Source organism: Bradyrhizobium ingae (assembly GCF_055791185.1).
In genome coordinates this window covers 247,935-269,407 of sequence record NZ_JBVUBB010000005.1, presented here as the reverse complement: position 1 = coordinate 269,407, position 21,473 = coordinate 247,935, and the positions used below count along the sequence as shown (strand labels likewise).

Here is a 21,473-nt window from a genome sequence, read left to right as displayed (position 1 = left end):
TTGCGGCCGAGTGATCGCCCATGCGACGTTAACCCCGTTGCCTGGCGTGTACCGAGTGGAGTTTGGGCGATGAAGGCGATTATCGTCGGTGGCGGTATCGGTGGTCTCACCACGGCGTTGATGCTGCGGGCGCGCGGCATTACTTGCGAGATTTTCGAGCAGGCCGAGACCATTCGCGAGCTCGGCGTCGGCATCAATACCCTGCCGCATGCCATGCGCGAGCTTGCCGGACTCGGTCTGTTGCCGAAGCTCGACGAGGTCGCCATCCGCACCGACCAGCTCTATTATCTCAATCGTCACGGTCAGGAAGTCTGGCGCGAGGCGCGCGGCATCGACGCAGGTCATGACGTGCCGCAATTCTCGATTCATCGCGGCCGCTTGCAGGGCGTCATCCATTGCGCGGTCGAGGAACGGCTCGGGCCCGAGATCATTCACACCGGTTGTCGCCTGGGCGCTTTCACCCAGGATGAAGGCGGCGTCACCGCCTATTTCTTTGATCGTTCCGGCGGACATGTCCACACGGCGCGTGGTGACATCCTGATCGGCGCTGACGGCATCCATTCCCGCGTGCGCGAAACGCTGTTTCCCAACGAGGGCCCACCTTGCTGGAACGGCCTGATGTTGTGGCGCGGCGCGCGCGACTGGCCGCTGTTCCTCACCGGCAAGTCGATGATCGTCGCCGGTGGCCTCAACGCCAAGGTCGTGGTCTATCCGATCGCGGAGGGCTCGAGCCCCGCGAGCCGTCTTACGAACTGGGCGGTGCTGGTGAAGATCGGCGAGGGCAATGCGCCGCCGCCGCGCAAGGAGGACTGGTCGCGACCGGGCCGGCGCGAGGAGCTGATGCCGCACGTCGCGCGCTTCTCGGTGCCCTATATTGACGTCAAGAGCCTGATCTCGGCAACGCCTGAGTTCTACGAATATCCCACCTGTGACCGCGATCCCTTGCCCTATTGGTCGTCGGGGCGGGTCACCCTGCTGGGCGATGCTGCGCATCCCATGTATCCGGTCGGCTCGAACGGCGCGTCTCAGGCCATTCTCGATGCGCGCTGCCTTGCGGATCTGCTGGCTCGCTCCGAGCACCCGCGCCACGCGCTGGTCGAGTACGAGAAGAAACGCCTGCCGATGACGGCCGAGATTGTCCGCTCCAATCGTCGCGGCGGCCCGGAAGGGGTGATCGATGCGGTCGAGCAGCTCGCGCCCGACGGTTTCGATAATGTCGAGAACGTGCTGAGCTACTCGCAGCGCGAGGCGATCGTGCGCGGCTATGCCACGAAGGCGGGCTTCGCCGCAGTGCCAGGCCTGGCCGCCGTCAGGGCGTGACGCCGTTCCCCCGCCTAGGACGGCGGTGGGGGCAGGAAGTGAATGTTGAACTCCGCGGCCATCGCCACGACGTCCTCGGGCTTCTGCTCCTTCATGTTGTGAAGGCCCCAGAATAGGTCATAGAGCTTACGGCTCGGTGAGACCCAGAACAGCACCTTCGCCGTCTGGTCCGACTTGTTGAAGATGCCGTGCGGAACGCCCATGCCAAGCCGGATCAGGTCCCCCGGCGTCGCCTGCGCTTCGGTGGTGCCGAGCAGGAAATCGAGCTTTCCCTCCAGCATATAGAGATACTCGTCCTGGTCCGGATGGATGTGCGGCGGCACGAAGGTGCCGGGCGGCAGCGTCGCATGCCAGGAGAAGCTGTGCTCCGCATAGCTCTTCGGCACATAGGTTTGGCCGAGAATGTTCCAGGAAATGCCCTGGATGCCCTCATTGGCTCTCGTGATGCCCGTGATCTCGCTCTTCACTTGAATTCCTCCCTTTGCTCGATCCTCAACGCAGCATTCAGTTCGCCGGCTTGCAATCTTTTGCGTAACGATCGCCATAGTTCTCGAAGACCTTTTGCACGATCTCGGTCTGGAACTTTCCGTCAGGGCGCTTGGCGACCTTGGTCAGATAGAAGTCCTGAATCGGATAGCCGTTGGTGTTGAATTTGAAGGAGCCGCGCAGCGAGGTGAAGTCGGCCTTCTTCAGTGCCGCGCGAACGGCGTCCTTGTTGGCGAGATCGCCCTTCACGCCCCTGACCGCGCTGTCGATCAACATCGCGGCGTCATAGGCCTGGAAGGCATAGGTGCCGGGCACGTTGTTGTAGGCGGCTTCATAGGCCGCGACGAACTTCTTGTTTTGCGGGTTGTCGAGATTCGGCGCCCAGTTCGCACCGCCGAACATGCCCACGGCCGCATCCTGTTGCGCCGGCAAGGTCGACTCGTCCACCGTGAAGGCGGACAGCACGGGGATCGTATCGGCAAGCCCTGCCTGCCGGTATTGCTTGACGAGGTTGACGCCAAGGCCACCTGGCATGAAGGTGAAGAGCGCATCGGGCTTGAGCGAGGCGATCTTCGAAAGCTCCGGCTGGAAGTCCAGCGTGTTGAGCGGCATATAGGACTCCTCGACGATCTCGCCCTTGTAATCGAGCTTGAAACCCGCCGCCGAGTCCTTGCCGGCCTGATAGTTCGGCACCATCACATACATGCGCTTGTAGCCGCGGTCCTGGGCCACCTTGCCGAGGATCTCGTGCACCTGGTCGTTCTGGTAGGAGGTCACGTAGAAGAACGGGCTACAGTCCTTGCCGGCGTAGGTCGACGGGCCTGCATTGGGGCTGATCAGGAATGTCTTGGACTCCGTGACCGGTCGATGAATCGCTTGCAGGATGTTGGAGAAAATCGGCCCGACCACGAAATCGACCTTGTCGCGCTCGAGCAGGCCCTTGACCTTGGTCACCGCCGCATCCGGCTTCAACTCGTCATCAACCACCACGACCTCGACATCGCGGCCGCCCATCTTGTTGCCGAGATCCTTGACCGCGAGCGCAAAGCCGTCACGAACCTGCTGGCCCAGCGCGGCGCCGGGACCCGACAAGGTTACGATCACGCCGAGCTTGATCTTCTCCTGCGCAAGTGCCGGATCCAGCGCGGCGCCGACGAGCAGGGCCAATCCCGCCAACTTCAGTTGCTTCTTCATGATGCCTTCCCCGATATGCTCGCGCTCACGCTACAGTCCCGTCATTCGACCAAGCTTATTCTGATGACGGCATCCGCGGCAAGCAGAGCCGATGCTGCTGCATCCTGCGTTGCGCCAACGGCACCGCGCGATGAGTTCGGCGCCATGCAAGCGGCGCGCCAATTGCTTGAAGCCTAAAGAAATTGGGCCCGCACTGGTTGTCCGGTACGTTTTGGGCTTGCGGCGGACCGGAAATTACTTGAAGCTCAAAACGACCGTTGGCCCAGCCAGTGCTGTGACAAAGTGACCGCGCCACGATGCTCGATTCCGAGACCAAGGCTGTCGAACTCCCGGAAGATCACGCCGAAGAGCTTCGGCTGTGGCTGCGTCTGTTGACCTGCACGACCCTGATCGAGGGTGAGGTGCGCGGCCGGCTGCGGGAGCGGTTTGACGTCACATTGCCTCGCTTCGATTTGATGGCGCAGCTGGACAAGGCGCCGGACGGCATGACGCTATCCGACGTCTCCAAACGCATGATGGTGTCCAACGGCAATGTTACGGGGCTCGTCGAACGCCTCGTGGAATCCGGGCACCTCGACCGCCGCACGTCCGATACCGACCGCCGCGTCCAGGTGATCCGCTTGACGAAGATTGGCCGCGCCGAGTTTCGCAAGATGGCTACGGAACACGAGACCTGGATTGCCGACGTCTTTGCTGATCTCACGCCAAAGGATGTGCGTGAATTGATGCGCCTCCTGGCCAAGACAAAGGCCTCGGCCCAGAAATCCGCCTCGCGCCGCAGAGCGTAGGCGTCGGCCGTTTCGCAGCAAACTCCCCCTGTCGTCATAAAAAAGCCCGTGACGTCCAAAATCTGCTATTGCGCCAAATTATTTTAAGCCTAAAATGATTTTCAGATAGTGCTGCCGGGTGCTCTCCAAGCTGAAAAGGAGCGTGCGATGGCTAACGCCGCCAAGGTTCAACTTCCGGGCTCATGTGACGGCAGGGCTGGGACGGCTCACGCCGATACCTTTGCCTTGCAACATCTGCCGCCCCGCGATCTATGGCCCGAGTTCATCTTCACGCGGCCGGAGCTGCAATATCCGCCGCGGCTGAACTGCGTCAGTTACTTCCTCGATCGCTGGGTCGGGCAGGGGCATGGCGATGCGCCATGCGCGATCAGTCCCTCCGTCAGCTACAGCTATCGCGAGCTGCAACGGCTCGTGAACCGCATCGCCAATGTGCTCGTTGGCAAGCTTGGTCTCGTGACCGGAGGGCGCGTCCTGCTCCGTTCAGCGAACAACCCGATGATGGTCGCGACCTATCTTGCGGTCATCAAGGCAGGCGGCATCGTGGTTGCGACCATGCCGCTGCTCCGTGCCAAGGAGCTTCTGTATCCGATTCAGAAAGCCGAGATCACATTGGCGTTGTGCGACGGCAAGCTGTCCGACGAAATGGAGAAAGCAAAAGCGGCCGCGCCCGGGCTGAAGCACGTGGTCTATTGGGGCACCGGCGCTGCGGACTCGCTGGAAGCGCTGACTGCGGACGCGAGCGCCGATTTCGAGGCGGTCGACACCGCATCCGACGATGTCTGCCTGATCGCCTTCACCTCGGGCACGACAGGCGACCCAAAGGGCACCATGCATTTCCATCGAGATATGCTGGCGGTCTGTGACGGCTATGCGCGCAATATCCTGCGGGCGAAGCAGGACGATCGCTTCATCGGTTCGGCCCCGCTCGCATTTACGTTCGGCTTCGGTGGCGTGTTGTTCCCGATGCATATCGGCGCGTCCTTCGTCGTCCTGGAGAAGACCACGCCGGACGATTTTCTTGCGGCCATCGAGCGCTACAAGACCACCGTCTGTTTCACGGCGCCGACTGCGTATCGTGCGATGCTCGGCAAGATCGCAGGCCACGATATCTCCTCCTTGCGCAAGTGCGTCTCCGCCGGCGAGACCCTGCCCAAGCCGACATTCGACGCCTGGCTCAAGGCAACGGGCATCAAATTGATGGACGGCATCGGCTCGACCGAACTGCTGCACATCTTCATCAGCGCGACGGAAGACGAGATTCGCCCCGGGGCCACCGGTAAGCCGGTGCCGGGCTACGAGGCCAAGATCGTCGATGATGACGGCAACGACGTGCCATGCGGCACGATGGGGCGCTTGGCCGTTCGCGGGCCGACCGGATGCCGCTACCTTGCCGACGAGCGGCAGCGCAAATACGTCCACAATGGCTGGAACATCACTGGTGACACCTATGTGATGGATGCCGACGGGTACTTCTGGTACCAGTCGCGCTCCGACGACATGATCGTTTCGGCTGGCTACAACATCGCCGGTACGGATGTCGAAACCGCACTTCTGACGCATCCGGCGGTCGCCGAATGTGGTGTCGTCGGAGCGCCGGATGAAGCGCGCGGCATGATCGTGAAGGCTTATATCATCCTGGCCCCCGGCGTCATGCCGGATGCCGAGCTTGCGACCGAGCTGCAGGAGCATGTCAAGCGCGAGATCGCGCCTTACAAGTATCCGCGTGCGATCGAGTTCGTGACGCAGTTGCCGAAGACCGAGACGGGCAAGTTGAAGCGCTTCGCCCTACGGCAGATGGCGCAGGCGGCGGCTTCATCGCCTCGTGCCGGCACCAAATAAGAGAGGAATGGACGATTGTCTGCAACGACGCCGAAAAGCCCGCAGCTCGCAACGCTGCCGATCAGGGAAGATGCACCTTCGACCCGGATCCTGCAGCCCTCCGGCTGGCCGATGCCGAAGGGCTATGCCAACGGCGTGGCCGCGGAAGGGCGCATCGTCGTCACCGGCGGGGTGATCGGCTGGGACACGGAAGAGCGTCTCGCCGAGGGCTTCGTCGCGCAGGTACGTCAGACGTTGAACAATATCGCGGCGATCCTTGCGGAGGGTGGCGCGCGGCCGGAGCACCTCGTGCGTCTCACATGGTATGTCGTTGATATGGACGAATACCTGGCCAACCTGAAATCGCTCGGCCAGATTTACCGTGAGATCTTTGGCACTCACTATCCGGCAATGGCGCTGGTCCAGGTCGTCAGGCTGGTAGAGAAGGCTGCGCGCGTCGAGATCGAAGCCACTGCCGTAATCCCGCGCTGAAACATCGATCAACCCGCCTTCTCAGCTCGCCTTGGCGAGATCGTCGTCATCCGGTGAGTTGAGATAGATGCCGGAGACGGTGTCGACCCAGCACAGATGGTCGTGCACTTTCTTCACGCCGTCGATGTTCTCGGTCAGGACGATCGCCGCCCGACGCGCGCTCTCGTCGGTGATGACGCCGCTCAGATGGACGATGCCGTCGCGCACGATGACGTTCAGTCCGAACGGGCACCAGTCGTTCTTTTCCATTGCATCAATGATGCGGCCGCGAATGTGATCGTCGTCAGCCGTGGGATCGGGCACCTGGCGGGCGAGGCTCGCGACAGCCTGGAGCAGATTGGCGCGAGAGACGAGGCCGACGACGGTGTCGCCGCGCACCACCGGCAGGCGCTTGACGTTGTTCTGCTCCATGATGTCCACGATCTCGGCAAGCGCCGTATCCTCGGTGATGGTCACCGGTGACTTCGTCATCACTTCGGAGACCTTGCGGCCGTGTTCCTGAACGAAATCACTGGCCGATTGGCCGCGGCCAAGGATGAACTTCAGCCAACGGCCACGCTTGCGTTGGGTCCCGATCTCGCTCCGCCGGATGAAGTCGCCTTCCGACACGACGCCGACCAGCTTGCCGGTTTCGTCGACTACGGGAAGTCCGCTGACATGGCGTTTCAGCATGATGTTCGCGGCTTCGACGATGGTGGTGTCGGGCGTGACCGAGATGACCGACCGGGTCATGATCTGGTGAGCGCGCATTTTGTAGCTCCGCATGGCTTGGCGAGAATTCGATGTCGCAAGCCTAGTGCAGGCCCGGCTTGGCGGTTTGACGCAGGTCAATGGGGCAGCCGCCGCGCTTGATGCAGCTCAAGGTGCATCGAGCCCTTGGTCGTATTCTCTAACCTGAAAGTTTCAGGGCCAGCCAGGAGGTTCATCTTGAGCGAACTCGCTAGACTGCAAGATTTTGCGCCGGAAACGCCGGTATCCGATCCCGCTCGGCGGTTTGCAGAGGCAAACCGGCGCGCGTGCGATCTCATGTTCGCCGCGCAGCGGCTGTTCCTTGACGAGATTGTTTTCGTCACCAACGAGCTCCTCGACCGGACGCAAACCGAGACGCATTTGTGTGCAGAGTTCCTGTCGAAACTGGCCGGCTCGCACTCGGTCAAGGATTGGAGAGCGCTCTCCACCGAATGCGGTCAACATCAGCTCGATTTCATCCGCCGCGACTGTGATCGGATTTTCAGGCACGGCGACAGAGTGATCGCGACGACCACAGGCCTGTTCAACGTCGCGACGCGCGATTAACCCGAGAATCGTAGAATACGGACGAAATGCGAGCCATGAGCGCTGGAACGACCTCTCTGCTCCAGCGGGCCGAGCAGCCCGCTCCGGTGGCGGATCTGATTGCCGCCGTGCCAGCAGGCACTGAGGCTTCAAAACCCGAAAAGGCATCGGAAGCGGTGGCCGCTGGCCCAATTTCGTCGGCGGATTCCTATCCGGTTGACCGAGCCTTGCATGCGATGCTGGCGCGGCTGACCGGCGGCATCTCGCCCATCGCGCTGTCGCTCGCCTATCTCGATTGGGCGTCGCACCTCGTGGCCGCGCCGCAGCGACAGATGGAGATTGCGAAGGATGCCGTTCGAGATGCGGGCCGGCTCCTCCAGGCCGCCGCACATGCTTCGCCGCCTGATCAGGACCCCTGGTCCCTGATCAAACCGCAGGCCCAGGATCGTCGCTTCGCCAGGCCCGAATGGGAAAGCCCTCCGTTCAACTTGCTGGCTCAGGCGTTTCTGCTGAGCGAACAATGGTGGCACAGGGCGACGACCGGCGTCCGAGGTGTGGCACCCGCCAACGAGGCGGTCGTCGAGTTCTCGGTGCGCCAGGTCCTTGACATGCTGGCGCCGTCGAACTTCGTCGCGACCAATCCTGAAGTACTGCAAAGGGCCTTTCGGAGCGGCGGCCAGAATTTCGTGTTTGGTTGGCAGAATTGGTGGCGCGATTTTCTGCAGATGCGCTCCGCCAACAAGGCCGCCTGTGACGGCGAGTTCGCGGTCGGCAAGACGGTGGCGGCTTCCGCGGGAAAGGTGGTCTACCGCAACGAACTGATGGAGTTGATACAGTATTATCCGACCACCGAGAAGGTCCGGCCCGAGCCGGTGCTGATCGTTCCGGCCTGGATCATGAAGTACTATATCCTCGATCTGTCGCCCCACAATTCCCTGGTGAAGTATCTCACCGGCGAGGGCTTTACGGTGTTCGCGATCTCGTGGCGCAATCCGGGCGCCGGCGATCGTGACGTTGCCTTCGACGATTATCGGAAGCTGGGCGTAATGGCGGCGCTTGATGCGATCGCCTGCATCCGGCCGCGTCGGAAGGTCCATGCCCTCGGCTACTGCCTTGGAGGAACCCTATTGTCGATCACTGCCGCCGCGATAGCGCGCGATGGTGATAATCGCCTGAAGTCCATCACATTGCTGGCCGCACAGACGGATTTTACCGAAGCGGGCGAACTGACGCTGTTCACCAACGAGAGCCAGGTCGCATTCCTCGAGGACATGATGTGGGAACGCGGCTATCTCGACACCCCGCAGATGGCCGGCGCCTTCCAGCTTCTGCGTTCGAACGATCTGATCTGGTCGCGGTTGTCCCACGACTATCTCCTGGGCGAGCGCGCCCCGCCGAGCGATCTGATGGCCTGGAATGCGGATGCGACGCGTTTGCCGTATCGGACGCACTCGGAATATCTGCGCCAGCTGTTCCTCAACAACGATCTGGCGGAGGGGCGCTACCAGGTCGACGCACGCAACATCGCATTATCAGACATCCACGCGCCGATCTTCGTGGTGGGAACGCTGAGAGATCACGTGGCGCCCTGGCGGTCGGTCTACAAGATTCACTACCAGGTCGATGCCGACGTGACCTTCCTGTTGACCAGCGGCGGCCACAATGCGGGCATCGTGGCGCCGCTGGGTGAGGCGGGGCACAGCTATCAGGTGATGACCAAGGCGGCTGACGCGCCCTATGTCGGCTGTGACGAATGGCTCGCTCGCGTGCCGCGTCACGATGGATCGTGGTGGCCGGAATGGAGCAAATGGCTGCTCGCGCGGTCCAGTGAACTCTGCGAGCCGCCTCGCATGGGGCTTGGCAGTGTCGATCATCTGCCGGACGCGCCTGGCGAGTACGTTCTCACCTAGTCGGCAGGCTCCGCGTCGAGCGTCAATCCGGACGCTCGAAAAGGCTTCGCCTTGTCGAGCTTCCTGTAGGCGGTCGCCGCCGTCTGCAGCAGTTTCTTCTCGCGCTTGCGACCGAGGAAGTGGAGGCTGACGGCCGATCCTTCGCCATTGAGCGCTTTGGCAAGCGCGCGGCCTCTTGCATTGTCATTGAGCTGCCCCAGGCTGCGTTGGGCCCGGCGGAGCTGTTTGAGGATGGCCTTCTGCTTCTCAAGCGTCTCGTCGACGAACAGGTCTTCGAGGGACTCGATTGCGTAGGTCAGCCGCTTGTTGCGAAGCCGCAAACGATGCCGCCTTTTCACGCCGAGCTCGTCAAGCTTGCGCGACTTCTTCAGAAGGATCGTTTCCCACTCTGCCAGCCGTTGGCCTGCGTGTTCGGCGAGTGGGGTGCGGCGCAATCTGATGGCCTCTTTGGTTCGTCTGGTCGACCAGGGCCCGCTCTCGATCCAGCCGGATGTCTGCTCGATCAGGCGACGACAGCGCGCCGACTGCAGCGCCCGCGCCAGAAGACGATGGCTCTCGGCCCGCTTTTCCTGCCACGACTGAAGCTGGGCAATCAGCTCAAGTTGCTCGCCGCTGGCAGCGACTATTCGCTCGATCGCGACATCGAGGTCACGCACCATGCCGAGCTGCCGGTGCAGCCATTTCAGCTCGGTCCAGACGACGGGCCGCACGGTATCGTCGACCATGGGAGAAAAGAACCGGATCGCGGTACGAAGATGCGTGAGCGCGATGCGAATCTGATGCAGGGCGTCGGGATCGCCGCTGCATGTCCCCTCGTGCTGGGCCATGACGGCGTTGAGGTGACGGCGGGCTACGATTCGAAATGCGGTATCGCAGGCCATTCCGGCGCTCAGGCGAGCAGGTGCGGTGCCCCGTGCCGATGTCGCCTTGACGCGGGCGGGAGCCTCCGTTGTCGTCGTGGGTCGCGCCATCGTCTTGGTTACCTGTCCCCCGCCATCCCCGTCCGACAACGGTCGCGTGTCTGTTCTGGTGTTCCCGAGGCGTCGACGATTGTCCAGTCCAGATCGCCGATATTATAGCGCTCTTGAAGCTCGGCAACCTCTCGCGTCGCATCGGAAGCATCGTCCCGCCGGTTGCCGATACGTGCCTGGCGCGTTGCCAGGTCCGCAACCAGGAACAGTCCGCTCAGAGGGACGTTGCACGCCCGCGCCAATGCGGCCACCTCGTTCCGCTCAGACTGCTGCGCAAAGACCGCATCGACGATGACCGAATGCCCCTGCGACAGAATGCGCCTCGCGCGCTGCCCCAGGGCGTCATAGACCTGTGCCGTAACCTCGGGCTGATATGCTGATTGCGGCAGCCGGTCTGTTTCGCCGACCCCGAATAGCTGCTTTCGAACGACGTCGCTGCGCAGCACGACGGCGCCGGGCTGTGGCGGGACGAGGGGCGCGAGCATGCGCGCGAGCAAAGATTTTCCGGTGCCCGAGAGACCGCCGACCGCGATCAAGCGGGGAGCCGGGGGATCGATCAACGCCTGGGCCAGCCAAAAATAGCGGCGCGCATCTTCGATGATTCCGGTCTCATCGCCGTGGGACCGCGCCAGCTTCGCGAGCAGCACCTGGGCGCGGATCGCAGCGCGGATGGACATGAACAGCGGAAGCGTGCCCAGCGCGTCATCATTTTCGACTTCGGTCGTGACGAGGTAGCGATTGAGCACCGCATTTGCGGTCGATTGCTGGTCGTAGTGCAGCAGGTCCATCAGGGTGAACCCAAGGTCATAGAGCACGTCGATCGAAGCCATCTCCGGATCGAACTCGATGGCGTCGAAAAGGGTCGGCTGATTGTCGATCAGCACGATGTTTCCGAGATGCAGGTCGCCGTGGCAGCGCCGCACAAAGCCCTGGCGTCCACGGTCCTCGAGTAACTCGCGAACACGCACGAACGCATCCTTTGAGGCGCGTGCCAATTCGTCGATCTCGGTCGTCTCGACGTGGCCGCCCCGCCGCAGACCCGCGCTATTTCCGTCGATGAGTGCGGGGATCTTTCCAATCCAGCGAGGTGCCTCGACGCGCGCCGCGATGGCATGTGAGGCCGAGATCGCATCGGCGATGCCCGTGGCAAGATGCGCGTCCAGCGGGCCCGCTTTTGCCAGGTGATCCAGCGTCCGGTTTTCGTCGAAGCGGATCATGTCCACGGCGAACTCGATCGCCGTACCGTCTCCTCCAATTCTCAGCGAGCCGTCGCGCTGCTCCGTGATCGCCACGACGCCACGGTAGATTTGCGGCGCGAGGGGCCGGTTGATCCTGATCTCCTCCTCACAGGCCGCCTTTCTCTTCTCCAGCGTGGAATAGTCGAGGAAGGGAAAGCGGACCGCCCGCTTGATCTTCAATGCGCGGTTGCCGTCGAGAAAAACGGAAGCCGCATGCGTATCGATCCGGGTGACGCCGGGATGCGTCGTCGGATCGGTCAGGAATGCGAAGATCCGCTCCTGCGCCACGGTGTCTGGGTGAGAGGGCGTCATCTGCCGATATCGTCAAGGCCGCAGCACGGCCGCTCCCAGGATCTGTCCGCTGCGCAGCCTGTCCAGAACCTCGTTGGCCTCGCGCAGCGCAAAGACGGTCGTCTCGGTCCGGACGCCGGCCTGCGGCGCAATCTTCAAAAAATCCAATCCATCCTGGCGGGTCAGGTTGGCGACGGAGAGAAGTTGCCGTTCGCCCCAAAGCAGGTCGTAGGGGAAGCTGGGAAGGTCGCTCATGTGAATGCCGGCGCAAACCACGCGGCCACCCTTGCGGACCGCGCGCAAGGCGGCCGGCACAAGCTGGCCGGCAGGCGCGTAGATGATGGCAGCATCGAGCGGTGCATCAGGCAGCTCGTCCGAAGCCCCGGCCCAGGCGGCACCAAGATTGCGCGCAAGATCCTGCGCCGCAATGTCGCCGCGTCGTGTGAAGGCGTAGACCGAGCGCCCCTGCCAAACCGCGACCTGGGCGACGATGTGGCCTGCGGCTCCGAAGCCATAGATCCCGAGCCTCTCCGCGCGTCCTGCCATCACCAGCGAACGCCAGCCGATCAGGCCAGCGCATAGCAACGGCGCGATCGCGACGTCGTCGCCATCCTCGCCAAGCGGAAACGCGTAGCGGGCATCAGCAAGGGCATGCGTCGCATAGCCACCATCGCGGGTGCAGCCGGTGAACAACGGATGGTCGCAGAGGTTCTCCATGCCCTCGCGGCAGAACCGGCAGTTCCCGCAGGTGTAGCCGAGCCAGGGGATGCCGACGCGATCGCCGATCCGATGCGTGGTCACATTGGGCCCGACGAGATCGACGCGGCCGACGATCTCATGGCCGGGGATGATCGGATAGCGGATGTCGGGCAATTCGCCGTCAACCACATGGAGGTCGGTGCGGCAGACGCCGCAGGCGCTGACCTTCACCCGAATCTGGCCGTCGCCAGGGATCGGGTCGGGCCGCTCATCCATCCGCAGCCGCGCTCGCGGGCCAGGCAGCACCATCGCACGCATCAGTCTCTCCGAAGCGCATCGCAGCGATTGTGCCTACTCTAGCGTGGGAACACGGCAAGTCCTTGACGCCCATCAAGTCTCCTCATCGGCTTTGCCATGTCCCCCTCGGCTTTGACAAGGATCAAGGGCCGGGCGGGGCGGCGGTCTATCTTGACTGACAGAGGAGAATCCCGATGCCCGTCAAGGACGTCCTTCTGCCGCTTGTTGGCGAGCCGAGCAAGGCGGCATTGGTCGCGATCGAGACCTGCGTGGCCGCTGCCGCCAATCTCGGTGCGAAGATCACCGCGTTGGCCGTGGAGGAGGATATTCTCGTCCGACCAAAAGTGGTGATCTCGTCGGACCTGGACAATGCGGCGGAGGCTCACGCCGTGCGCAGTGTGACGGAGGTTCGGGAGCTGTTGAATGCATTCAGGGCTGCGGCATCCCGCTTGAACGTTCGGACGGACGGCCAGTTGCACAAATTGGCGGCGGAGGCGATCGCGTCGGCGGTGGCGGAGCGCGCGCGCTACAGCGATCTCACGCTGGTTCCGGTCAAGGCCAATGACAGCCGGTCGGAACATCTGATCGAGCAGTTGATTTTCGAATCCGGCCGGCCCCTTTTGCTCTGTCCCGAAGCGCAAGCCGACAAGCTGCGGGTCGAATTCGAGAACATCATGATCGCGTGGGACCATTCCGCGCCCGCGGCGCGAGCCGTCGGCGATGCCCTGCCGATTCTGCAGGCGGCGGCCTCGGTTCGGATCATCACGGTGACGGACGAGACGACCGGCGACGTCATGAAACGCGGCGCGGGCCTCGTCGACCATCTGAGGGAGCACGGCGTTGCCGCGTCCTTTGAAACCGCAGGGATCGGCGGCAGCTCGATCGGCAAGGTGCTTGGAAGCTGGGCACGTGAGCACGCCATCGATGCGATCGTCATGGGGGCCTATCGTCATTCCCGCCTGAACGAGATCATCTGGGGTGGCGTGACCAAGACCGTCATCGGCGAGCCACCCTGCTGGGTTATGATGTCGCACTGAGCATGATCCGGAAAAGTGTGAAACGGTTTTTCTTCGCGACAAATGCGGAACGCGTTTGCGTGGAGATCATGCTCAAACAAAAACCTAAAAGCGCGATGACGATTCATACTAATCTCATCGCGCTTTAGGTGCTTCAGCCATCCGTCATGGCCGGGTTCCAAGCACGTGCCCTGGCGCCGAGTGAATGATTGCGACATGTCGACCTATCGCCTGAAGAATTTGCTGTCGCCCAGATCCGTGGCGCTCGTCGGGGCCAGCCCGCGCCACGTGTCAGTGGGGCGTGCGGTTCTTGAAAACATCCGCAAAGCTGGCTTCGAGGGCGAGCTCGGGCTCGTGAATGCACGCTATGCCGAGATTGCCGGCGTCCCCGCCGTGGATAGTCTCGACAAGCTGCCATTCGTGCCGGAACTGGTTGCAATCACTGCGCCGGCAAGCGAGGTTCCGGGTATCATCGAGCAGGCCGGTCGCCGTGGCTCGGCGGGCGCGCTGATCGTGACCGCTGGCCTCGGGCATGGTCCGGGATCCCTCGAAGAGGCGGCGCTCGTCGCGGCGCAACGCTACGGCATGCGGCTGATCGGTCCCAATTGCCTGGGGATCATGATGCCCGGCGTAAGCCTGAACGCAAGCTTCTCCGCTCACATGCCCGGCGCAGGCAGCCTCGCGCTGATCTCGCAGTCGGGCGCGATTGCCGCCGGCATGGTGGATTGGGCGGCACAGCGTGGCGTCGGCTTCTCCGGGATCGTCTCGATCGGCGACCAGCTGGACGTGGATATCGCCGATCTCCTCGACCACTTCGCGCTCGACCACAAGACGCGCGCGATCCTGCTTTATATCGAGGCCATCAAGGACGCACGGAAATTCATGTCGGCGGCGCGTGCCGCGGCGCGGGTGAAGCCGGTGGTCGTCGTGAAGTCCGGCCGGATGGCCCAAGGCGCGCGCGCGGCCGCGACACACACCGGCGCTCTCGCCGGCGCCGATGCCGTTTACGACGCGGCGTTCCGCCGCGCCGGCATCCTGCGTGTGTCAGATCTGCGCGAGCTGTTCGACTGTGCGGAGACGCTCGGGCGCGTCGAATCGCCGAGCGGAAAGCGGCTTGCCATTCTCACCAATGGCGGTGGTATCGGAGTTCTCGCGGTCGATCGTCTCGTCGAGCTCGGCGGCATTCCCGCGCCCATGACGCCGGACACGCGGAAAAATCTCGATGCGGTGCTGCCGCCGACCTGGTCGGGCGCAAATCCCGTCGATATCGTCGGCGATGCCGACGCCTCGCGCTACGCGGCTGCGCTCGAAGTACTGCTCGCCGATCCTGGCAACGACGCCGTGCTGGTGCTCAACGTTCAAACCGCGATCGCGTCCGCTTCTAATATTGCGACTACGGTGACCGAACTCGTCAGGAAATACCGCGAGCAACATCGTAGCTGGGCCAAGCCCGTGCTCGCCGCCTGGGTCGGGGCCGATCAGACGATCGTCGATACGCTCTCGAGCGCCGGCATCCCCAACTACCCGACGGAGGACGATGCGGTGCGCGGTTTCATGCACCTGGTGCGGCATCGCGAACTCGTCGAGGAGCTCACGCAGGTGCCGCCGGCGATGCCCGACGCCTTTGCGCCGGACGTCGAAGCCGCCAGACAGATCGTGAGGGACGCCATCGCGGACGGCCGCAAATGGCTCGAGCCGGTCGAAATCAAGCGGCTGCTCGAGGCCTACGATATCGCCATGGTGCCGACCTACGCGGCCGCCGATGTCGAGCAGGCGGTCGCCTATGCCAGGGAAATGTTCGCGCAAGGCGCAACCGTTGTGCTCAAGATCCTGTCGCGTGACATCGTGCATAAGTCTGACGTCGGCGGCGTCGTGCTCAACCTGACCACACTCGACGCCGTGCGCGCGGCTGCCACCGACATTCTGGCCCGGGCGAGGAAGCTGCGGCCCGAGGCGCGCATTTCCGGCGTTATCGTGCAGGCCATGGTCGTGAAGGCCAAGGCGCGCGAGATCATTCTCGGCCTTGCCGACGACCCGACCTTCGGCACCGTCGTCGTCTTCGGGCGGGGCGGCACCGCGGTCGAGATCATCAATGACAAGGCCCTGGCGCTGCCGCCACTCGACCTGCAGCTGGCGCGAGACCTGATCGAGCTGACCCGCGTCTCGCGCCTGTTGCGCGCCTATCGCGACGTGCCCGCAGTCAAGCAGGATGCGGTCGCCTTGGTGCTGGTCAAGCTGGCTCAGATGTCCGCTGACATTCCCGAGGTCCGGGAGTTGGACATCAATCCGTTGCTTGCCGACGAGACCGGTGTGACGGCGGTCGATGCGCGCGTCGCCGTCGGGGCGCCGCAGCGAAAGTTCGCAGGCTCAGGACCCGGCAATTTTGCCGTCCGTGCGTATCCGTCGCAGTGGGAGCGTCACCTCGAACTCAAGGAGGGATGGCGCATCTTCGTACGGCCGATGCGTCCCGAGGACGAGCCCACCATTCACGAATTCCTGCGGCACGTAACGCCGCACGACCTGCGCTTGCGCTTCTTCGCACCGATGAAGGAGTTCACCCATCAGTTCATCGCGCGCCTGACCCAGCTCGACTATGCCCGCGCGATGGCCTTCATCGCCTTCGACGAGGCGACCAACGACATGGTCGGCGTGGTCCGCATCCATTCGGACTCGATCTATGAAACGGGCGAATACGCAATTCTGCTGCGCTCCGACCTGAAGGGCAGGGGGCTCGGATGGGTCCTGATGCAGCTGATCATCGAATATGCCAGATCGGAAGGACTGAAGGTCATATCGGGCGATGTGCTACAGGAGAACATCGTCATGCTCGACATGTGCCGACAGCTCGGCTTCGAAGTGAAGCCGGACCCGGTCGAGCCCGATATCTGCGACGTACGGCTGAAACTCTAGCAGATCGCGATCACGCGGTTGGCCGCCGGTCGCGAGTGTCGCTGCCGGCTGCTTCGATGTGAGCGCCCCTCCTCGCGTTTGATTTGCGTCAAGCATGGAGACGCTATGGCCGCTTTGAGGCAGGTCAATCTGGCTGCCATGCGCCGGCCTAGAAACGCATCCTGGCCTGGGAACCGGTCGTCCCGAGGAGGTGTGATCTTGAGCGCTGAACCCCTGTTGGCGACGACGCCGTCCGGTAACGTGCTCGAGCTGCGCCCGGCCGGGCCGTGGATCGCAGCCAATGTCTCGAAGCTCGAATTGCTGTCGCGCTCGGTGATGGCTGATGTCGATCGGTCGAAGACCGTGAAGCTGGACATGAGCGGGGTGAGCGAGCTCGACACGCTCGGCGCGTGGCTGCTGGAGAAATTGTCCCGCCGCAGTCCGTCGAAGGGCGGCGCCGCCGAGATCGTCGGCATTGCCGACAATTACAGCGGCCTCATGGAAGAGGTTCGTCAGGTCAATCGTCACAACCCGGCGCCGCTGCCGATACCCAACCCGGCCTTGCTGCGGTTGAGCGATCTCGGGAGGACCACTGTCGGCGCGCGGGAAGATATCGCAATCTTCCTGCAAATGCTGGGCGCGCTGTTCATGGCCTTGATCGGTGTCGTGCGGCGGCCGCAATCGTTGCGAATGACGTCGCTGGTCTACCAGCTCCACCGCATAGGCTGGCAGGCGATCCCGATCATCATGCTCATCACCTTCCTGATCGGCGCGATCATCGCGCAACAGGGCTTTTTTCATTTCCGCAGGTTCGGTGCCGAGTCATATACGGTTGATATGGTTGGCATTCTGGTGCTGCGCGAGCTCGGCGTTTTGATCGTCGCCATCATGGTCGCCGGGCGCTCGGGCAGTGCCTATACCGCCGAAATCGGCTCGATGAAGATGCGCGAGGAGATCGATGCGCTCTCGACCATGGGGCTCGACCCGGTCGAGGTGCTGATCCTGCCGCGCGTTATGGCGCTCGTCATTGCGTTGCCTATCCTGGCCTTCATCGGATCGATTGCTGCGCTCTACGGCGGCGGCCTGGTCGCCCAGTTCTACGGCGGCATGGGGCCGGCGATCTATCTCGCGCGGCTGCATGAGGCGATCTCGGTCACCCATTTCGAGGTCGGCATCCTCAAGGCGCCATTCATGGCGCTGGTAATCGGCATCGTTGCCTGCAGCGAGGGATTGCGCGTGAAGGGCAGCGCCGAGTCGCTGGGCAAGCAGACGACGACGTCGGTGGTGAAGTCCATCTTCCTCGTCATCGTGCTCGACGGCCTGTTTGCGATCTTCTTTGCCTCGATCGGAATGTGACGATGGCTCATGCTTCCCAGGAGTTCGCGATCCGGGTCCGCGATCTCGTGGTCGGCTTCGGTCGCCAGATCGTGCTCGATCATCTGTCGCTCGACGTCCGTCGCGGCGAGATCCTCGGACTGGTCGGCGCATCCGGCGGCGGCAAATCGGTTCTCATGCGCACCATCATCGGCCTGATCCCACGCCGGAGCGGTGAAATAGATGTGATGGGCCAACCGATCGGCACCACGCACGACCGCAGTACCCAGAGCGTCGCGAGCCAATGGGGCATTCTGTTTCAGCAGGGGGCGCTCTTCTCATCGCTGACGGTGCGGCAGAACATCCAGTTTCCGCTGCGCGAAAATCTCGTCTTGTCGCAGGAATTGATGGACGAGATCGCGACCGCAAAGCTCGAGATGGTGGGATTGCGGCCGCAGGACGGCGATAAATATCCGGCCGAACTGTCCGGCGGCATGACCAAGCGCGTGGCGCTGGCGCGCGCGCTGGCCCTCGACCCGCCTATCCTGTTTCTTGACGAGCCGACGTCCGGCCTCGACCCGATCGCGGCCGGCGACTTCGACGCGTTGATCAAGACGTTGCAGAAGACCTTGGGGCTCACCGTATTCATGGTCACCCATGATCTCGCCAGTCTTACGACCGTATGCGATCGCGTCGCTGCACTTGCGGACGGAAAGATCGTGGCCATCGGGGCCATGCGCGAACTGCTTCAATCCGAGCATCCCTGGGTGCGTGCCTACTTCCACGGCAAACGCTCAAAGATGCTGCAACCCCAGATGAGATGAGACATGGAAACCCGCGCTCCCTACGTCCTGATCGGCGCCTTCGTGATGGCTGCGATTCTCGCAGTCTTCGGTTTCATCTACTGGCTGAACAGCACAGGCGGCATCGGACCGCGCACCAGCTACCACGTTCAGTTCCAGGGCCCGGTGCCCGGACTTCTGGTCGGCGCCGGGGTGCTGTTCAACGGGATCCGCGTCGGTGAGGTTACGGCGCTCGCGCTGGCGCCGGACAATCCGCGCTTCGTCTATGCGACGATCTCGGTGGCCTCGGTCACACCGGTCCGCGCCGACACCAAGGTCGGGCTCGATTTCCAGGGTCTGACCGGCGTGCCGGTGGTCGCGTTGGAAGGCGGCATGATCGTCACAAAGCCAGGTGAGATGCCGGTGCTGGTCGCTGATGCCGGCGCCGGGCAGAGCATGACGCAGGCGGCACGCGATGCTCTGCGCCGCGTGGATTCGGTGCTGGAAGAGAACTCAGGACCGCTCAAAGATACGATCGCCAATTTCAAGACGTTCTCTGACGGGCTTGCACGCAACACCGGCAAGCTCGACGGTATCGTCGCGGGATTGGAGAAAATGACGGGCGGTGGCGCTCCCGCCCAGAAGATCACTTACGATCTCCGTGCCCCGCAAAATATCGGTCCCGTCGGCAAGACGCTGGCGGAGCCGCTGGCGATCCCGGAACCGACCGCGGTCGCGATGTTGCAGACGCAGCGGATGTTGTTCTCGCCGACCGGCGACTATCCCGGCTTTGCCGAGTTCCTGTGGGCCGACAGCATTCCCAAGCTTCTGCAGGCGAGGCTGATCGACAGCTTCGAGAATTACGACATCGCCCACGCCCCGCTACGGACGAGCGACATCGGTCAGACTGATCATCAGCTCCTGATCGACATCAGGCGCTTCCGGATCGCGACGGATGGGGGGCCGGTTGCCGAGATCGGCCTCTCGGCCAGGATCGTCGACAAGAGCGGCAAGGTGATCGCCTCACGCCTTCTTGAGGCGAGCGAAAAGCTCGACAAGATCGAGCCGACGGCTGCGGTCGACGCCTTCAACGCCGCCTTCGCGCGGGTTGCGAAGGAGCTGATCGGCTGGACCGTGCAATCGGTCTAGAGGCGCTATTCCAGCGTCTTCAGATAGGACAGCAGATCGTGGATCTGGTCCGGATTGAGCTCGAACGCAGGCATGTCGGCGTGGCCGGTATAGATGCCTTCCGCGAGCGCTTCTCCGAGCGTCTCGATCGGGTAGCGTCGATGCAACGTCCGGAACGGCGGAGCGATCTGCAGCGGGCTTTCCGACCTGCGATCGATGGCATGGCAGCGCGCGCAATTGGCGAGCGCGTAAGCCTTGCCGCGTTGCTCGGCCTTGGAGGCTGCGGCTGCGGGAGTGGCCAGGAGAAGCGCGATCAGGATCTGACGAAGCGCAAATTGCAGCATGAAAGGATTGGTCTCGGAGGGGCGGTACACAGAGAATACGGAGACCGCGCTCTGCAAAATTGATCTGGGTCAACCGCATTCGTGACAGGGCAGTAAAATGCCGACGCGCGGCAGACTCGGCTTAGGGCCGAAGGGGCGGTGCCTGGCTGGAGCGATGGATGAAATCTTCCCTGATCGCAATCGAACCGAATGGGCATTTCTGCAAGGAGTGTTCGATACGTGAGTTCAGCGTGTGCGCTTCGCTCGATGCGGCTGAACTCAGGCAGTTCGAGCATCTGGGACGCCGCGTGCATTTTACCGCCGGCGAGACGGTGTTCTCCGAAGAGGACATCACGACATCGGTCTACAACCTTCTCGAAGGCGTGATGAGGCTCTACAAGCTGTTGCCGGACGGGCGACGGCAAATCGTCGGGTTCTCGCTGCCGGGCGACTTTCTGGGGATGAACGTATCCGGTCGCCACAACTTCTCTGCGGACGCGATCGGCGCCGTGACGGTCTGCCAGTTCGCCAAGGCCGCGTTCGGCCGTTTCATCGAGGAGAGGCCGCATCTCCTGCGCCGCATCAACGAACTCGCCGTGCGCGAGTTGAGCCAGGCTCGCGATCACATGGTCCTGCTTGGACGCCGTTCGGCGGAGGAGAAGGTCGCAACCTTTCTCCTCGGCTGGCGCGAGCGCCTGACACCGCTCAACGGGTCATCGAACACGGTGCCTTTGCCGATGAGCCGCCAGGACATCGCCGACTATCTCGGACTCACCATCGAAACGGTGAGCCGCACCTTCACCAGGCTCGAGCGCGCCGGCGTGATTGAAATCATCCAAGGCGGTATCAGCCTGCTTGACCCGGCCCGTGCCGGGGCACTGGCGGCAGCCTGAGAGATCTCTTTCCGCGGTGATCGCTGATTTTTGATCGCGATCAACGACGATGATTGGTCGCTGCGCATAATGCCGGGATGGTGAAAGCTGAGGGGAGAGGCACATGCCGATCGGTTCGCTGTTGATGACCATTGCCGTTGTGACCGTCTTCGTCGCCTTCGCGGCGGTGTTGGCGTGGGCGGACCGCCAAACGAGACCTAACCAGCTCAAGTCGAACGAAACAGCCTTCAAACATTGAAGCGGCTGAGGTCAAAGCCGCATTGGCATGGCCTGAAATGGAGTTGGCCGAGGGCCATTCTGGCTCGGCGAGTCATGGCAGCACGTCGCCGCGTTATGGTTAATTCGCAAC

At 62.9% G+C, this 21,473-nt stretch carries 20 protein-coding genes; 13 read left to right on the top strand and 7 right to left on the bottom strand.

The window, feature by feature from the left end:
* Positions 1 to 69 precede the first annotated feature (69 nt).
* On the top strand, positions 70 to 1,320 hold the full coding sequence (locus tag ACV1FX_RS10330; protein WP_473117446.1) for a flavin-dependent oxidoreductase: 1,251 nt from the start codon (positions 70 to 72) through the stop codon (positions 1,318 to 1,320).
* A 14-nt stretch (positions 1,321 to 1,334) separates the two neighbouring features.
* Here ACV1FX_RS10330 and ACV1FX_RS10325 read toward each other — a convergent pair whose 3' ends face one another.
* Together ACV1FX_RS10325 and ACV1FX_RS10320 are read right to left on the bottom strand one after the other, a co-directional pair.
* On the bottom strand, positions 1,335 to 1,787 hold the full coding sequence (locus ACV1FX_RS10325; RefSeq protein ID WP_473117445.1) for a cupin domain-containing protein: 453 nt from the start codon (positions 1,785 to 1,787) through the stop codon (positions 1,335 to 1,337).
* Between the two features lie 37 nt (positions 1,788 to 1,824).
* Entirely contained in the window at positions 1,825 to 3,000 is a 1,176-nt protein-coding gene (locus tag ACV1FX_RS10320) for an ABC transporter substrate-binding protein (protein ID WP_473117444.1), read from the bottom strand.
* 296 nt (positions 3,001 to 3,296) lie between these two features.
* Between ACV1FX_RS10320 and ACV1FX_RS10315 the strand changes: the two genes are divergently transcribed.
* The 3 genes from ACV1FX_RS10315 to ACV1FX_RS10305 all read left to right on the top strand — a co-directional run bounded on the left by ACV1FX_RS10315 (position 3,297) and on the right by ACV1FX_RS10305 (position 6,098).
* Positions 3,297 to 3,788 (top strand): MarR family winged helix-turn-helix transcriptional regulator, encoded by a 492-nt coding sequence (locus ACV1FX_RS10315; RefSeq protein ID WP_473117443.1) that lies wholly within the window; start codon positions 3,297 to 3,299, stop codon positions 3,786 to 3,788.
* 147 nt (positions 3,789 to 3,935) lie between these two features.
* Positions 3,936 to 5,627, top strand: coding sequence for a benzoate-CoA ligase family protein (locus ACV1FX_RS10310; protein ID WP_473117442.1), 1,692 nt, complete (start codon positions 3,936 to 3,938; stop codon positions 5,625 to 5,627).
* Positions 5,628 to 5,642: 15 nt separating this feature from the next.
* Complete coding sequence (locus ACV1FX_RS10305) at positions 5,643 to 6,098, top strand: RidA family protein (protein ID WP_473117441.1); 456 nt, start codon at positions 5,643 to 5,645, stop codon at positions 6,096 to 6,098.
* 21 nt (positions 6,099 to 6,119) lie between these two features.
* On the opposite strand, the gene ACV1FX_RS10300 is transcribed toward ACV1FX_RS10305, so the two are convergent.
* Positions 6,120 to 6,848 carry a CBS domain-containing protein gene (locus ACV1FX_RS10300; RefSeq protein WP_473117440.1) on the bottom strand — a complete coding sequence of 243 codons (729 nt, stop codon included), beginning with the start codon at positions 6,846 to 6,848 and terminating at the stop codon, positions 6,120 to 6,122.
* A 276-nt stretch (positions 6,849 to 7,124) separates the two neighbouring features.
* Here ACV1FX_RS10300 and ACV1FX_RS10295 point away from each other — a divergent pair, with 276 nt between their 5' ends.
* Positions 7,125 to 7,394 (top strand): hypothetical protein, encoded by a 270-nt coding sequence (locus tag ACV1FX_RS10295; RefSeq protein WP_473117439.1) that lies wholly within the window; start codon positions 7,125 to 7,127, stop codon positions 7,392 to 7,394.
* A 35-nt stretch (positions 7,395 to 7,429) separates the two neighbouring features.
* A complete protein-coding gene (locus tag ACV1FX_RS10290; RefSeq protein WP_473117438.1) occupies positions 7,430 to 9,283 on the top strand; it encodes a PHA/PHB synthase family protein in 1,854 nt (617 codons plus the stop codon).
* Here ACV1FX_RS10290 and ACV1FX_RS10285 read toward each other — a convergent pair.
* From ACV1FX_RS10285 to ACV1FX_RS10275, 3 genes are read right to left on the bottom strand one after another with little or no spacing between them, the layout of a single operon-like run.
* Positions 9,280 to 10,254: a CHAD domain-containing protein gene (locus ACV1FX_RS10285; RefSeq protein WP_473117437.1), complete on the bottom strand. Its 975-nt coding sequence runs from the start codon at positions 10,252 to 10,254 to the stop codon at positions 9,280 to 9,282. The two genes, ACV1FX_RS10290 and ACV1FX_RS10285, sit on opposite strands and share 4 nt — an antisense overlap.
* Positions 10,255 to 10,262: 8 nt before the next feature.
* A complete protein-coding gene (locus tag ACV1FX_RS10280) occupies positions 10,263 to 11,804 on the bottom strand; it encodes a bifunctional aminoglycoside phosphotransferase/ATP-binding protein (RefSeq protein ID WP_473117436.1) in 1,542 nt (513 codons plus the stop codon).
* 12 nt (positions 11,805 to 11,816) lie between these two features.
* A complete protein-coding gene (locus ACV1FX_RS10275; RefSeq protein WP_473117435.1) occupies positions 11,817 to 12,800 on the bottom strand; it encodes a zinc-dependent alcohol dehydrogenase family protein in 984 nt (327 codons plus the stop codon).
* Between the two features lie 173 nt (positions 12,801 to 12,973).
* Between ACV1FX_RS10275 and ACV1FX_RS10270 the strand changes: the two genes are divergently transcribed.
* The 5 genes from ACV1FX_RS10270 to ACV1FX_RS10250 all read left to right on the top strand — a co-directional run bounded on the left by ACV1FX_RS10270 (position 12,974) and on the right by ACV1FX_RS10250 (position 19,929).
* The gene (locus tag ACV1FX_RS10270) at positions 12,974 to 13,816 is read left to right on the top strand and encodes a universal stress protein (RefSeq protein WP_473117434.1); all 843 of its coding nucleotides are present in this window, start codon (positions 12,974 to 12,976) and stop codon (positions 13,814 to 13,816) included.
* 195 nt (positions 13,817 to 14,011) lie between these two features.
* Positions 14,012 to 16,705, top strand: a complete 2,694-nt coding sequence (locus ACV1FX_RS10265) for a bifunctional acetate--CoA ligase family protein/GNAT family N-acetyltransferase (RefSeq protein ID WP_473117433.1) — start codon at positions 14,012 to 14,014, stop codon at positions 16,703 to 16,705.
* 198 nt (positions 16,706 to 16,903) lie between these two features.
* Entirely contained in the window at positions 16,904 to 18,040 is a 1,137-nt protein-coding gene (locus ACV1FX_RS10260; RefSeq protein ID WP_473117432.1) for an ABC transporter permease, read from the top strand.
* 2 nt (positions 18,041 to 18,042) lie between these two features.
* On the top strand, positions 18,043 to 18,822 hold the full coding sequence (locus ACV1FX_RS10255) for an ABC transporter ATP-binding protein (protein ID WP_473117431.1): 780 nt from the start codon (positions 18,043 to 18,045) through the stop codon (positions 18,820 to 18,822).
* A 3-nt stretch (positions 18,823 to 18,825) separates the two neighbouring features.
* On the top strand, positions 18,826 to 19,929 hold the full coding sequence (locus ACV1FX_RS10250) for an ABC-type transport auxiliary lipoprotein family protein (RefSeq protein ID WP_473117430.1): 1,104 nt from the start codon (positions 18,826 to 18,828) through the stop codon (positions 19,927 to 19,929).
* Positions 19,930 to 19,934: 5 nt separating this feature from the next.
* On the opposite strand, the gene ACV1FX_RS10245 is transcribed toward ACV1FX_RS10250, so the two are convergent.
* Positions 19,935 to 20,252 (bottom strand): c-type cytochrome, encoded by a 318-nt coding sequence (locus tag ACV1FX_RS10245; protein ID WP_473117429.1) that lies wholly within the window; start codon positions 20,250 to 20,252, stop codon positions 19,935 to 19,937.
* A 158-nt stretch (positions 20,253 to 20,410) separates the two neighbouring features.
* Between ACV1FX_RS10245 and ACV1FX_RS10240 the strand changes: the two genes are divergently transcribed.
* The gene (locus ACV1FX_RS10240) at positions 20,411 to 21,124 is read left to right on the top strand and encodes a helix-turn-helix domain-containing protein (protein ID WP_473117428.1); all 714 of its coding nucleotides are present in this window, start codon (positions 20,411 to 20,413) and stop codon (positions 21,122 to 21,124) included.
* A 103-nt stretch (positions 21,125 to 21,227) separates the two neighbouring features.
* Positions 21,228 to 21,362, top strand: a complete 135-nt coding sequence (locus ACV1FX_RS10235) for a hypothetical protein (protein ID WP_473117427.1) — start codon at positions 21,228 to 21,230, stop codon at positions 21,360 to 21,362.
* Positions 21,363 to 21,473: the final 111 nt, after the last annotated feature.

Coding starts and splice junctions, on each gene's coding strand:
- ACV1FX_RS10280 (WP_473117436.1), bottom strand. CDS start 11,804: ATGACGCCCTCTCACCCAGACACCGTGGCGCAGGAGCGGATCTTCGCA.
- ACV1FX_RS10265 (WP_473117433.1), top strand. CDS start 14,012: ATGTCGACCTATCGCCTGAAGAATTTGCTGTCGCCCAGATCCGTGGCG.
- ACV1FX_RS10240 (WP_473117428.1), top strand. CDS start 20,411: ATGAAATCTTCCCTGATCGCAATCGAACCGAATGGGCATTTCTGCAAG.
- ACV1FX_RS10295 (WP_473117439.1), top strand. CDS start 7,125: ATGTTCGCCGCGCAGCGGCTGTTCCTTGACGAGATTGTTTTCGTCACC.
- ACV1FX_RS10235 (WP_473117427.1), top strand. CDS start 21,228: ATGCCGATCGGTTCGCTGTTGATGACCATTGCCGTTGTGACCGTCTTC.
- ACV1FX_RS10270 (WP_473117434.1), top strand. CDS start 12,974: ATGCCCGTCAAGGACGTCCTTCTGCCGCTTGTTGGCGAGCCGAGCAAG.
- ACV1FX_RS10300 (WP_473117440.1), bottom strand. CDS start 6,848: ATGCGCGCTCACCAGATCATGACCCGGTCGGTCATCTCGGTCACGCCC.
- ACV1FX_RS10310 (WP_473117442.1), top strand. CDS start 3,936: ATGGCTAACGCCGCCAAGGTTCAACTTCCGGGCTCATGTGACGGCAGG.
- ACV1FX_RS10275 (WP_473117435.1), bottom strand. CDS start 12,800: ATGCGTGCGATGGTGCTGCCTGGCCCGCGAGCGCGGCTGCGGATGGAT.
- ACV1FX_RS10255 (WP_473117431.1), top strand. CDS start 18,043: ATGGCTCATGCTTCCCAGGAGTTCGCGATCCGGGTCCGCGATCTCGTG.
- ACV1FX_RS10245 (WP_473117429.1), bottom strand. CDS start 20,252: ATGCTGCAATTTGCGCTTCGTCAGATCCTGATCGCGCTTCTCCTGGCC.
- ACV1FX_RS10315 (WP_473117443.1), top strand. CDS start 3,297: ATGCTCGATTCCGAGACCAAGGCTGTCGAACTCCCGGAAGATCACGCC.
- ACV1FX_RS10320 (WP_473117444.1), bottom strand. CDS start 3,000: ATGAAGAAGCAACTGAAGTTGGCGGGATTGGCCCTGCTCGTCGGCGCC.
- ACV1FX_RS10330 (WP_473117446.1), top strand. CDS start 70: ATGAAGGCGATTATCGTCGGTGGCGGTATCGGTGGTCTCACCACGGCG.
- ACV1FX_RS10250 (WP_473117430.1), top strand. CDS start 18,826: ATGGAAACCCGCGCTCCCTACGTCCTGATCGGCGCCTTCGTGATGGCT.
- ACV1FX_RS10285 (WP_473117437.1), bottom strand. CDS start 10,254: ATGGCGCGACCCACGACGACAACGGAGGCTCCCGCCCGCGTCAAGGCG.
- ACV1FX_RS10290 (WP_473117438.1), top strand. CDS start 7,430: ATGAGCGCTGGAACGACCTCTCTGCTCCAGCGGGCCGAGCAGCCCGCT.